The sequence below is a fragment of the Bacillus sp. F2HM genome, from assembly GCF_019266135.1.
In the GTDB taxonomy this organism is placed as follows: domain Bacteria; phylum Bacillota; class Bacilli; order Bacillales; family Bacillaceae; genus Bacillus; species Bacillus safensis.
Map to the genome: position 1 here is coordinate 111,072 of NZ_LRMO01000012.1, position 12,400 is coordinate 123,471.

Consider the following 12,400-nt stretch of genomic DNA (forward strand, 5'->3'; position numbering starts at 1 on the left):
AAGGCAGGGAACCTAAATGAGTGTATTTATTAATAAAAATACGAGAGTAATTGTTCAGGGGATTACCGGTTCAACCGCATTGTTCCATACAAAACAAATGATTGAGTACGGAACAAATATTGTTGGCGGTGTCACACCTGGAAAAGGTGGAACTGAAGTAGAAGGAGTTCCTGTATTTAATACTGTATCTGAAGCAGTTCAAACAACTGGAGCGAACGCTTCTGTTATCTATGTACCAGCACCATTTGCGGCAGATGCCATTTTAGAGGCTGTTGACGCAGAAGTCGATCTCGTCATTTGTATTACTGAACATATTCCAGTGCTTGACATGGTCAAAGTGAAGCGTTACATGGAAGGTAAGAAAACAAGACTTGTTGGACCAAACTGCCCAGGTGTCATTACACCTGAAGAATGTAAAATTGGTATCATGCCTGGCTACATTCATAAAAAAGGTCATGTGGGTGTTGTTTCTCGTTCTGGAACGCTTACATATGAAGCGGTACATCAGCTTTCAGAAGCTGGCGTTGGTCAATCGACAGCTGTAGGAATCGGGGGGGACCCGGTAAATGGGACAAACTTTATTGATGTGTTAAAAGCATTCAATGAAGACCCTGAAACGCATGCTGTGATTATGATCGGTGAAATCGGCGGTACGGCTGAAGAAGAAGCAGCTGAATGGGTAAAAGCAAATATGACTAAACCAGTCGTAGGCTTTATTGGCGGTAAAACGGCGCCTCCAGGAAAACGTATGGGACATGCTGGTGCCATTATTTCTGGTGGTAAAGGAACAGCTGATGAAAAGGTAAAAACAATGCGTGAATGTGGAATTGAAGTGGCAGAAACACCATCTGTCATGGGAGAAACGTTGATTAAAGTATTAAAAGAGAAGAATCTCTTCGAAGCTTGTAAAACGCATTAATGACACAAGAAGACTTGTTCTTTGACAAGTCTTCTTCTTTCTATCTTATACTGGAGGAATGGTATGTACAACGTGTCCGAAAGAATGATTTTTCACCGCTTAAAAGGCCTCATCTCACCCTCTTTACTTACAAAATGGTGGAAAGTCGATCCTGAGCTATATATAAATGAAGAAACACATCATTTTAAACAGGATCGAGCATTCCAAACGATCGACTTTACCCGCTTAAAACAAGCTGAAGAAAATGAATTCCCCATTTTTCAACACATCGTTCAAGCCTATTTAACGCAAAACATTCACATGATTCCCATCACATCACCCTTATATCCCAGCACACTAAAAAATATTTATGATCCTCCCCCTGTGTTATTCCTAAAAGGAAACGTATCATATTTAAATGAAGAAAAAAGTTTAGGTGTAGTCGGCACAAGAATTCCATCATCTTATGGAGAAGCATGTGTGAAGAAAATTGTTGGTGAGCTTGTCAAGGAAGAGTGGATGATTGTCAGTGGTTTAGCTAAAGGAATCGATGGACTGGCACATAAAGAGTGCATCAGGAAAAAAGGGAAAACAATCGGCATTATAGCAGGCGGCTTTCAGCATTTATACCCAAAAGAACATGCACAAATGGCTCAATACATGGGCGAACATCATTTGCTTTTGTCAGAGCATCCACCTTATGTCAAACCAGAAAAGTGGCATTTTCCAATGAGAAATCGTTTAATTAGTGCATTGACGAAAGGGACCATCGTGATTCAGTGCAAAGAAAAGAGCGGTTCTCTTATTACAGCCTATCAAGCGCTTGAGCAAGGCAAAGAAGTATTTGCGGTTGCCGGATCCATCTTTGATTCTAATTCCACAGGTCCGGCAAGACTCATTCAGCAGGGGGCAAAGCTTGTTCATTCCACAAAGGATATTTTAGAGGAATTCTCCTTCCACAGCGTTCAATATACTGAACTCTCATAAAATATCGTTTGACAAAAGACATCGGAATATTTAATAATAGTGAGGATTTAAGTTTACACTTTGTTTTTCGTGTTTATAATGATGTTCATCATAAAGAATTTTTAATGATTGCCTGTTAGATAGGTGCAATTAACATAAATATGAATTGTGAAATGTATAAAGAGAGAACACCTCTTAAGGGGGATTTTGAGTATGGCTGATTATTTAGTCATCGTTGAGTCGCCAGCAAAGGCGAAAACGATTGAGCGTTATTTAGGAAAAAAGTATAAAGTAAAAGCTTCAATGGGGCACGTAAGGGATTTACCGAAAAGTCAGCTCGGTGTTGACACTGAGCATGACTTCGAACCGAGATATATTACGATTCGCGGGAAAGGCCCAGTTTTGAAAGAATTAAAAACAGCAGCGAAAAAAGCAAAGAAAGTCTATCTCGCAGCTGACCCCGATAGAGAGGGAGAAGCGATTGCTTGGCATTTAGCACACAGCCTTGACCTTGACCTCTCTTCTGACTGCCGCGTTGTTTTTAACGAGATTACAAAGGATGCGATTAAAGATTCCTTTAAGCATCCACGTATGATCAATATGGACTTAGTTGATGCGCAGCAGGCAAGACGGATCTTAGATCGTCTCGTTGGGTATAAAATCAGTCCGATTTTATGGAAGAAAGTGAAGAAGGGCTTAAGTGCCGGACGTGTTCAATCAGTTGCACTCCGCCTGATTATTGATCGCGAGAATGAAATTAATGAATTTAAACCAGAAGAATACTGGACAATTGACGGTACATTCCTTAAAGGAAAAGAAAGCTTCGAAGCGAGTTTCTTTGGCCTCAATGGCAAAAAACATCCATTGAAAACAAAAGAAGATGTAAATGAAATCCTTTCGAAATTAAAAGGAAGCAAATTCTCTGTAGAGAAAGTAACGAAAAAAGAGCGTAAACGTAATCCAGCCGTTCCGTTTACGACTTCTACTTTACAGCAGGAAGCTGCAAGAAAATTAAACTTCCGTGCGAAAAAGACGATGATGATTGCACAGCAATTATATGAAGGAATTGATCTTGGTAAAGAAGGAACAGTCGGTCTCATTACATATATGAGAACGGACTCCACACGTATTTCCAATACGGCGATTGAAGAAGTATCTGCCTTCATTGATCAGACGTACGGCAAGAATTTCTTAAATACAACAAAACGCCCGGCCAAAAAGAATGAAAATGCACAAGATGCTCACGAAGCCATCCGCCCAACTTCTACGTTAAGAAAACCGGCAGATGTCAAGCACGTGCTAAGCCGTGATCAGCTTCGTCTGTACAAATTGATTTGGGAACGATTCGTGGCAAGCCAAATGGCGCCGGCTGTTCTTGATACAATGAGTGTGGATCTTGATCATAACGGTCTTACTTTCCGTGCGAATGGAAGTAAAGTGAAATTTCCTGGGTTTATGAAGGTTTATGTGGAAGGAAAGGACGACCAGCTAGAGGAAAAGGACAAAATGCTTCCTGATCTGAAAGAAGGGGACACAGTTCTTTCAAAAGATATTGAACCTGAACAGCACTTCACACAGCCGCCTCCGCGTTACACTGAGGCAAGATTGGTCAAAACACTTGAAGAGCTCGGTATAGGCCGTCCATCTACGTATGCACCAACATTAGATACAATTCAAAAGCGCGGCTATGTCGCACTTGATAATAAACGATTTACTCCGACAGAGCTTGGAGAGATTGTACTCAACTTAATCATTGAATTCTTCCCTGAAATCATTAACGTTGAATTTACAGCGAAAATGGAAAAGGAACTTGATAGTGTTGAAGAAGGTACGATCGAATGGGTTCGTATTATCGACAGCTTCTATCAAGACTTTGCAAAACGGGTAGAAAAAGCTGAAGCAGAGATGCAAGAAGTTGAGATTGAGCCGGAATACGCAGGTGTTGATTGTGAAGAGTGCGGACATCCGATGGTGTACAAAATGGGTAGATACGGCAAGTTCATGGCGTGCTCTAACTTTCCTGACTGCCGTAACACAAAACCAATTGTCAAAGATATCGGTGTCAAATGCCCGTCATGTCATGAAGGAAACATTGTTGAACGAAAATCGAAAAAACGCCGCATTTTTTATGGCTGTGATCGTTTTCCAGAGTGTGAATTCGTCTCTTGGGACAAACCAATTGAAAGAAAGTGTCCAAAATGCGAAAATATGCTTGTAGAGAAAAAGCTGAAAAAAGGCGTTCAAGTTCAATGTGTCAACTGTGATTATAAAGAGGAACAACAAAAATAGCGGTGAGCAGCCTTGTTCACCTGCTTTTTTATGTCATCAAACAGACCTTACGAAATAGGAGAGTTGTACAATGAGTCAATTTGTAAATGTGATCGGAGCCGGTTTAGCTGGAAGTGAAGCAGCATGGCAAATCGCTAAACGAGGAATTAAAGTCAATTTATATGAAATGAGACCTGTGAAACAAACGCCGGCTCACCACACAGATAAATTTGCGGAGCTTGTATGCAGCAACTCACTGCGTGCGAATGCTTTGACAAATGCAGTAGGTGTATTAAAGGAAGAAATGCGTCATTTAGATTCAGCTATCATCGCAGCAGCAGATGAAAGCTCAGTTCCTGCTGGCGGCGCGCTTGCAGTAGACCGTCATGAATTTGCAGCAAACGTGACAGACCGCGTGAAAAATCATCCGAATGTTACTGTCTTTCAAGAAGAGGTGCAGAGCATTCCAGAAGGTCCGACAATTATCGCGACTGGCCCGCTGACATCTGAAGCACTTTCCAAAGAATTAAAATCGTTAACAGGAGAAGAATATCTCTATTTCTACGATGCAGCGGCACCTATTCTAGAGAAAGACAGCATTGATATGGATAAGGTGTACTTGAAATCTCGCTATGACAAAGGAGAAGCTGCTTATTTAAACTGTCCAATGACAGAAGAAGAATTCGATCGTTTTTATGAGGCGCTCATTTCTGCTGAAACTGTGCCATTAAAAGAATTTGAAAAAGAAATCTTCTTTGAAGGCTGTATGCCAATTGAAGTCATGGCGAAAAGAGGAAAGAAAACGATGCTGTTTGGTCCGATGAAGCCAGTAGGACTGGAAGATCCGAAAACAGGAAAAAGACCTTACGCTGTTGTTCAATTAAGACAGGATGATGCAGCAGGTACTTTATATAACATCGTTGGCTTCCAGACACATCTGAAATGGGGCGATCAAAAGGAAGTATTCCGTTTGATTCCAGGTCTTGAAGAAGCAGAGATTGTTCGTTACGGCGTGATGCACCGTAATACATTTATTAACTCCCCAAGCCTTTTAAGACCGACTTATCAGTTTAAAAATAGAGATGACCTATTCTTTGCCGGACAAATGACAGGCGTTGAAGGGTATGTCGAGTCCGCAGCGTCCGGACTTGTGGCTGGAATTAACGCCGCTCGTTTTGTCAAAGGAGAAGAGCTTGTGACACTTCCTGAGGAGACGGCGATTGGCAGTATGGCTCACTACATCACATCGACAAACAAGAAAAGCTTCCAGCCGATGAATGCGAATTTTGGTTTGCTGAAAGATCTAGGTGTTCGAATTAAGAACAAACAAGAACGCTATGCAGAGTACGCTAAGCGCGCAATCGAAACTATTCAAACTATTTCGAAATCTCTGTAGTAAAACATTGCACGGAAAGCAAGATATGTGATACCATTTAAAAGCCTTAAAGAGGTGTAAAAATGACGAATAAACAGCGTCTTGTCCACTTATTCATTGAATATCTGCAAATTGAAAAAAACTATTCAGCTTTAACGATCTCAGGATATACAGAAGCCATTGAAGAGTTTGTCAGATTTATGAACATTCAAGGAATAGACGGTTTTGAAGAGGTATCCTATCAAGATACGAGAATTTATTTAACAGAAGCTTATGAAAAAGGCCTGACAAGAAGAACGATTAGTAAGAAAGTCTCTGCGCTTCGCAGCTTTTATAAATTTTTATTAAGAGAACAGCTTGTGAAAGAAAATCCTTTTTTACTCGTTAGCTTACCAAAGCAGGATAAGCGGATTCCTTCATTTTTGTATGAAGAGGAACTAAAAGAGCTTTTTACAGTTTCTGATGTCAGCACACCGCTTGGGCAAAGAAATCAAGCCATTTTAGAACTTCTTTATGCAACAGGTATGAGGGTCAGTGAGTTATGTTCATTAAAAGAATCTGATCTTGATCTATCGATGGATACAGTGCTTGTTCATGGGAAAGGCAGCAAGCAGCGGTATGTTCCTTTCGGGTCATATGCTCATGAAGCGCTCATTACTTATTTAGAGGATGGAAGGCAGAAGCTGAAATCTAAAGGGAAAGACCGCGCTGATACTCATGTGTTTTTGAATCAGCGCGGGATGCCTCTTACAGACCGAGGTGTACGATTCATTCTCACTGAATTAATGAAAAAGGCGTCAGGTACATTACATATCCATCCTCACATGTTAAGGCACACCTTTGCTACGCATCTCTTAAACGAGGGGGCGGATTTGAGAAGTGTTCAAGAACTTCTCGGTCATTCAAATTTATCATCTACACAGGTGTACACGCATGTATCAAAAGATTCTTTAAGAAACACGTACATGTCTCATCACCCAAGGGCTTTTAAACGATCCTAAAAGGAGGTTTTTTCATGTCATCATTTCATGCAACAACCATCTTTGCCGTTCAGCATAAAGGAAAAAGTGCAATGGCTGGCGACGGTCAAGTCACTTTCGGGCAGGCTGTCGTGATGAAACACACAGCAAAAAAAGTGCGCCGTCTTTTCGGAGGCAAGGTGCTTGCAGGTTTTGCAGGTTCAGTAGCCGATGCTTTTACACTCTTTGAAAAGTTTGAAACAAAGCTTGAAGAATATGGTGGTAATTTAAAGCGGGCAGCCGTAGAACTAGCGAAGGAATGGCGAAGTGACAAGATGCTAAGGCAGCTTGAGGCTATGCTCATCGTCATGAACAAAGAAAGCATCCTGCTTGTGTCTGGAACAGGAGAGGTCATTGAACCAGATGATGGGATTTTGGCCATTGGCTCAGGCGGCAACTATGCGCTTAGCGCCGGGAGAGCACTCAAAACCCACGCAGGTGATCATCTCTCAGCGAGAGAAATTGCAAAGGCCGCTCTTGAAACGGCCGGAGAAATCTGTGTCTACACGAACGATCAAATCACTTTAGAAGAGCTTGAATAGAAAGGACATGAGACGTATGGAGAAAAAGCCGTTCACCCCAAGAGAGATAGTTGAAAAGCTTGATCAATACATCATTGGTCAGCTTGATGCGAAAAAAGCAGTGGCGGTGGCTTTAAGAAACCGTTACAGAAGAAGTCTTTTGCATGATAAGCTTAAGGATGAAGTCGTTCCTAAAAACATTTTAATGATCGGTCCAACAGGTGTGGGGAAAACAGAGATTGCCCGCAGAATTGCTCGAATTTCTGGTGCGCCTTTTATTAAAGTGGAAGCGACGAAATTTACTGAAGTGGGTTATGTCGGCCGTGACGTAGAGTCCATGGTGAGAGATTTAGTTGAAACAGCGATTAGACTCGTCAAAGAAGAAAAGATGAAAGATGTTCAAGAGGAAGCAGAAAAACAAGCAAATAAACGTCTTGTTCATTTACTTGTTCCTGGCAAGAAAAAAAGCCAGTCTGTGAAAAATCCGTTTGAGATGCTGTTTGGCGCCTCTGATGAAGATGACCGTGATCGAGATCATTCAAATGAAGAAGTGGAACTCGAATCGACAAGAAAGCGAATCGCTCATCAGCTGGCGATGGGAGAACTTGAAGATCATTACGTTACGATTGAAGTAGAAGAACAGCAGCCTTCCATGTTTGATATGCTTCAAGGCTCGGGTATGGAGCAAATGGGTATGAACATGCAGGATGCGCTCGGCAATCTAATGCCTAAAAAGAAAAAACGCAGAAAGCTGACTGTCAGAGAAGCAAGAAAGGCGTTAACGGCTGAGGAAGCTTCAAAACTGATTGATATGGATGAAGTCAGTCAGGAAGCGGTCTACAAAGCAGAGCAGCAAGGAATTATTTTTATCGATGAAATCGACAAAATCGCCAAAAGCGGTGGTGCATCATCTGCAGATGTTTCTCGTGAAGGGGTTCAGCGTGATATTTTACCGATTGTAGAAGGTTCAACTGTGATGACGAAATATGGTGCCGTTAAAACTGATCATGTGCTGTTTGTTGCAGCAGGTGCATTTCATATGGCAAAGCCATCAGATTTGATTCCAGAGCTTCAGGGGCGCTTCCCAATCCGTGTAGAATTAGATAAATTAAGTATAGAAGACTTTGTGAAAATCTTAACGGAACCAGATAATGCATTATTAAAGCAATATAAAGCTTTACTTGAAACAGAAGGTATATCTCTTGAATTTTCTGACGATGCTATTCATAAGATTGCCGAAGTGGCTTATCATGTCAATCAGGAGACAGATAACATCGGTGCAAGAAGGCTTCATACCATACTTGAGAAGCTGCTTGAAGAGCTTTCATTTGAGGCGCCTGATATTACGATGGAGACAGTGACCATTACCCCTCAGTATGTTGAAGAGAAGCTAGGAAAGATTGCAAATAACAAAGATTTAAGTCAATTTATACTTTAACAAATGAATAAAGTAATCTAGGAGGATCATTATTATGGCGTTACTACAAAAAACAAGGATTATTAACTCAATGCTGCAAGATGCAGCGGGGAAACCAGTTAATTTTAAAGAAATGGCAGAAACACTGAGAGATGTCATTGATTCAAACATTTTCGTATTAAGCAGAAGGGGAAAGCTTCTTGGCTACTCCATTAATCAACAGATCGAAAATGCACGTATGAAAAAAATGCTTGAAGATCGTCAGTTCCCTGAAGAATATACAAAGAGTCTATTCAATGTCCCTGAAACGTCTTCAAACCTTGATATTAACAGTGAATATACAGCTTTCCCGATTGAAAACCGTGACTTATTCCAATCAGGTTTAACAACAATTGTTCCAATTATCGGTGGAGGAGATCGTTTAGGTACGTTAATCCTGTCCCGCTTGCAAGATACATTCAAAGATGATGATTTAATTCTTGCTGAATACGGGGCTACAGTTGTTGGAATGGAGATTCTTCGCGAGAAAGCAGAGGAAATCGAAGAAGAAGCAAGAAGTAAAGCGGTTGTCCAAATGGCGATTAGCTCTCTTTCATACAGTGAGCTTGAAGCGATTGAGCACATTTTTGAAGAGCTGGATGGAAACGAAGGTCTTCTCGTTGCAAGTAAAATTGCAGACCGTGTAGGGATCACGCGCTCAGTGATCGTAAACGCCTTACGTAAGTTAGAAAGTGCAGGCGTGATTGAATCTCGTTCTCTTGGAATGAAGGGAACGTACATCAAAGTGTTAAACAACAAATTTTTAATTGAACTCGAAAATTTAAAATCTCATTAATCCAAAACCCTTTTTGGCCGAAATAAAGGCTGAAAAGGGTTTTTTTATGTGAAAAAATGAGGATTTGTCCGAAAAATGTCACTCTTTTTTCCAAGAAACCCCTTACAAATCTGTAGTGCTTTGAATCTAGGTCTTTATACCTATTCGTAAAATAGATATATATTACGAGTTTTTTTTACATATACATCATAGACTTTAATCCTATTATTTCTTACAATGAACATATGGTTTTACAAATCTCGACATGATTAAATGGAATGAAATACATATGATTGGAGGTATATGGTTTTGGATATATTTTCTGGAACGATAAGCAACCTTGAGAATGCCTTGGGCAGAGCGAATGTTAAGCAAAAAGTCATAAGCAATAATATCGCAAATATAGACACACCGAACTACAAGTCGAAAAACGTCGCATTCCATGACATGCTAAATGATGCGTCAATCAAATTAGATGCTAAAAAAACATACCAAGGACACATTGATTTTTCAAAAAAAGGGTCTAATTATTCAGTTGTTTCGAGCAACCGTACTTCTTATCAAGAAAACGGAAATAATGTCGATATTGATCAAGAGATGAGTGAACTCGCTAAAAACCAAATTCAGTATAATGCGCTGGTGGAAAGAATGAGCGGGAAATTCAATTCTCTTAAAACAGTTTTGACAGGAGGTAAGTGATGTCAATCTTTTCAGGAGTGAACGCTTCGGCCTCAGCATTAACGGCACAGAGGCTCAGAATGGACGTTGTATCCTCAAACCTTGCAAATATGGATACAACAAGAGCTAAACAGGTTGATGGCAACTGGGAGCCTTATAGACGTAAGCTTGTCACATTACAGCCGTCAGGTGAATCGTTTTCATCTATATTGAACTCAAGTATGAATTCGAGCGGCAAATTAGGAAACGGCGTCAAAGTAACAAAGATTACTGAAGACGAAACTCCATTCAACCTTCAATATGATCCTACAAATCCCGATGCCAATGAAAATGGATATGTTCAAACACCAAATGTCGATCCATTAAAAGAAATGGTCGACCTCATCAGCAGCTCAAGATCATATGAAGCAAACGTGACTGCTCTAAATGCGAACAAAAGCATGCTGATGAAAGCTTTAGAAATAGGAAAGTAAGGTGAAAACAATTGGTTAATGCAATATCTCCTTTCCAGCTTCAAACTGCTCAGCAAGCAAGTGAATTGACGAATGCATCGCCCGTTCAGGCGGCTGCACCTAAAAGTCAAACGAATTTCTCTGATGTGCTGAAGAATTCCATTGAGGCATTAAATCAATCACAGCTGAAATCAGACCAGTATACAAATGCGCTTGCACAAGGAAAAGATGTCAATCTCGATGAAGTCATGATTGCTTCACAAAAAGCGAGTGTTACACTCACAGCTGCAACAGAGTTTCGAAATAAAGCAGTCGAAGCGTACCAAGAGATTATGAGAATGCAGATGTAGGAGGTGCTGGTGGACAAAAAAAGACTGAATGGAATGACCGGGGGTTAAGATGAATCGTACTTTAATGCAATTAAGAACAAAAACAGTTGAGTTTTGGCGAAATCGATCAAAATTACAAAAAATACTCATGATTGGCGGCGTTGCTGCCCTAGCAATCATTATTACGGTTGTTAGCATCTTTGCTTCTTCTGAAAAAATGGTTCCGCTCTTTAGAGACTTGTCTGAGGCAGAAGCTGGACAAATCAAACAGGAACTAGATGGCAAAAACGTTAAATCGGAACTTGCAAACAATGGAACAACGATTCTCGTTCCAGAAAAGCAAGCAGATTCTTTAAAAGTAACACTCGCATCCGAAGGGCTCCCTAAGACAGGCAACATTGATTATTCCTTCTTTGCAAACAATTCAGGCTTCGGTTTAACAGATAATGAATTTGATGTTCTGAAAGTAGACGCAACTCAGACAGAACTATCCAATCTGATCAACAAGATTGATGGGATTAAAGATTCAAAAGTTATGATTAACCTGCCAAAAGATTCCGTTTTTGTTGGAGAAGAGCAAAGTAATGCATCAGCATCCATTGTGCTGCAAGTTGAGCCTGGCTACACGCTCACACCGCAGCAAGTAAAAGGCCTTTATCATCTTATTTCAAAAAGTGTGCCGAATTTAAAAACAGAAAACATTGTCATTATGGACCAAGATTCCAACTACTACGACTTAAACACCAGCTCCGATTCCTATGCAAGTGGAATGGATGCACAGCAGCAGAAAAAAGAGGAAATCGAAAAGAACCTTCAAAGAAAAATTCAGCAGCTGCTCGGAACAATGATGGGTCAAGATAAAGTGGCTGTATCGGTCACAACAGACATTGATTTTACTGAAGAAAAAAGAAAAGAAGACCTTGTAGAACCTGTTGATAAAGAAAACATGCAGGGAATTGCTGTCAGCGCTGAAAAGATTGCTGAAACTTATTCAGGTAATGGCGCAGCAGCTGGAGGCACTGCTGGAACAGGTGACGATGATGTCACAAATTATCAAGGTGCCGATGGAGCGAATGGAAGCGGAGATTACGAAAAGAGCGAAGATCGCATCAATTATGAAGTCAACCGCATTCATAAAGATATCAAAGAAAGCCCTTATAAAATTAGAGATGTTGGCATTCAAGCATTGGTCGAACCACCAACTGCAAACGATGTAAACTCTTTAACGGCTGAAAGACAAGATGATATCAAAAAGATTCTTTCAACGATCATTAGCACATCGATTGATAAAGAATACACAAATGGTCAAGCGCTCACTCAAGCAGACTTAGATAACAAAATCGTTTTATCTGTATCAAAATTAGACGGTAAACAGCAAACTGCGGCAGATAACCCTTCAAACAATATTCCAATCTGGGTTTATATTGTAGGCGGTGTGCTCCTACTTGCAATTATCGCTCTTATCATTCTTCTTGTACGCAAGCGTAGAAGAGATGAGGAAGAAGAGTTTGAGTTTGATGAACGTACACCAATCGATGTTCCTGATATCGACACTGAACCAGAAACAGAAGAAATGGTGAGAAAAAATCAGCTTGAAAAAATGGCAAAAGAAAAACCAGAAGACTTTGCTAAATTGCTACGCAGCTGGCTGTCCGAGGATTAG

The 12,400-nt window shown here is 40.5% G+C and carries 12 protein-coding genes; all 12 read left to right on the forward strand.

Features of this window, described 5'->3' with window-relative positions:
* Positions 1–16 precede the first annotated feature (16 nt).
* Entirely contained in the window at positions 17–919 is a 903-nt protein-coding gene (sucD, locus tag AWT60_RS09330) for a succinate--CoA ligase subunit alpha (RefSeq protein WP_007499624.1), read from the forward strand.
* A 63-nt stretch (positions 920–982) separates the two neighbouring features.
* Positions 983–1,885 (forward strand): DNA-processing protein DprA, encoded by a 903-nt coding sequence (gene dprA, locus AWT60_RS09335; protein WP_218677164.1) that lies wholly within the window; start codon positions 983–985, stop codon positions 1,883–1,885.
* A 192-nt stretch (positions 1,886–2,077) separates the two neighbouring features.
* Positions 2,078–4,153: a type I DNA topoisomerase gene (gene topA / locus AWT60_RS09340; protein ID WP_218677165.1), complete on the forward strand. Its 2,076-nt coding sequence runs from the start codon at positions 2,078–2,080 to the stop codon at positions 4,151–4,153.
* 70 nt (positions 4,154–4,223) lie between these two features.
* A complete protein-coding gene (gene trmFO, locus AWT60_RS09345; protein ID WP_024424183.1) occupies positions 4,224–5,528 on the forward strand; it encodes an FADH(2)-oxidizing methylenetetrahydrofolate--tRNA-(uracil(54)-C(5))-methyltransferase TrmFO in 1,305 nt (434 codons plus the stop codon).
* 62 nt (positions 5,529–5,590) lie between these two features.
* Positions 5,591–6,508, forward strand: coding sequence for a tyrosine recombinase XerC (gene xerC / locus AWT60_RS09350; RefSeq protein ID WP_087978882.1), 918 nt, complete (start codon positions 5,591–5,593; stop codon positions 6,506–6,508).
* Positions 6,509–6,522: 14 nt separating this feature from the next.
* Positions 6,523–7,068: an ATP-dependent protease subunit HslV gene (gene hslV / locus AWT60_RS09355; RefSeq protein ID WP_024424181.1), complete on the forward strand. Its 546-nt coding sequence runs from the start codon at positions 6,523–6,525 to the stop codon at positions 7,066–7,068.
* A gap of 16 nt (positions 7,069–7,084) precedes the next feature.
* Positions 7,085–8,485, forward strand: a complete 1,401-nt coding sequence (hslU, locus tag AWT60_RS09360; RefSeq protein ID WP_041108980.1) for an ATP-dependent protease ATPase subunit HslU — start codon at positions 7,085–7,087, stop codon at positions 8,483–8,485.
* 34 nt (positions 8,486–8,519) lie between these two features.
* Positions 8,520–9,299 (forward strand): GTP-sensing pleiotropic transcriptional regulator CodY, encoded by a 780-nt coding sequence (gene codY / locus AWT60_RS09365; RefSeq protein ID WP_041108981.1) that lies wholly within the window; start codon positions 8,520–8,522, stop codon positions 9,297–9,299.
* Between the two features lie 288 nt (positions 9,300–9,587).
* On the forward strand, positions 9,588–9,977 hold the full coding sequence (gene flgB, locus AWT60_RS09370; RefSeq protein WP_041108983.1) for a flagellar basal body rod protein FlgB: 390 nt from the start codon (positions 9,588–9,590) through the stop codon (positions 9,975–9,977).
* Entirely contained in the window at positions 9,977–10,429 is a 453-nt protein-coding gene (gene flgC, locus AWT60_RS09375) for a flagellar basal body rod protein FlgC (protein WP_024424179.1), read from the forward strand. The genes flgB and flgC overlap by 1 nt, the downstream gene beginning before the upstream one ends.
* 11 nt (positions 10,430–10,440) lie before the next feature.
* Complete coding sequence (gene fliE / locus AWT60_RS09380) at positions 10,441–10,758, forward strand: flagellar hook-basal body complex protein FliE (RefSeq protein ID WP_076839565.1); 318 nt, start codon at positions 10,441–10,443, stop codon at positions 10,756–10,758.
* A gap of 49 nt (positions 10,759–10,807) precedes the next feature.
* Positions 10,808–12,400 (forward strand): flagellar basal-body MS-ring/collar protein FliF, encoded by a 1,593-nt coding sequence (gene fliF / locus AWT60_RS09385; protein WP_218677166.1) that lies wholly within the window; start codon positions 10,808–10,810, stop codon positions 12,398–12,400.

Bases quoted from the DNA above. Each gene is read 5' to 3' on its own strand.
- sucD (WP_007499624.1), top strand. From the start codon at position 17: ATGAGTGTATTTATTAATAAAAATACGAGAGTAATTGTTCAGGGGATT.
- dprA (WP_218677164.1), top strand. From the start codon at position 983: ATGTACAACGTGTCCGAAAGAATGATTTTTCACCGCTTAAAAGGCCTC.
- topA (WP_218677165.1), top strand. From the start codon at position 2,078: ATGGCTGATTATTTAGTCATCGTTGAGTCGCCAGCAAAGGCGAAAACG.
- trmFO (WP_024424183.1), top strand. From the start codon at position 4,224: ATGAGTCAATTTGTAAATGTGATCGGAGCCGGTTTAGCTGGAAGTGAA.
- xerC (WP_087978882.1), top strand. From the start codon at position 5,591: ATGACGAATAAACAGCGTCTTGTCCACTTATTCATTGAATATCTGCAA.
- hslV (WP_024424181.1), top strand. From the start codon at position 6,523: ATGTCATCATTTCATGCAACAACCATCTTTGCCGTTCAGCATAAAGGA.
- hslU (WP_041108980.1), top strand. From the start codon at position 7,085: ATGGAGAAAAAGCCGTTCACCCCAAGAGAGATAGTTGAAAAGCTTGAT.
- codY (WP_041108981.1), top strand. From the start codon at position 8,520: ATGGCGTTACTACAAAAAACAAGGATTATTAACTCAATGCTGCAAGAT.
- flgC (WP_024424179.1), top strand. From the start codon at position 9,977: ATGTCAATCTTTTCAGGAGTGAACGCTTCGGCCTCAGCATTAACGGCA.
- fliF (WP_218677166.1), top strand. From the start codon at position 10,808: ATGAATCGTACTTTAATGCAATTAAGAACAAAAACAGTTGAGTTTTGG.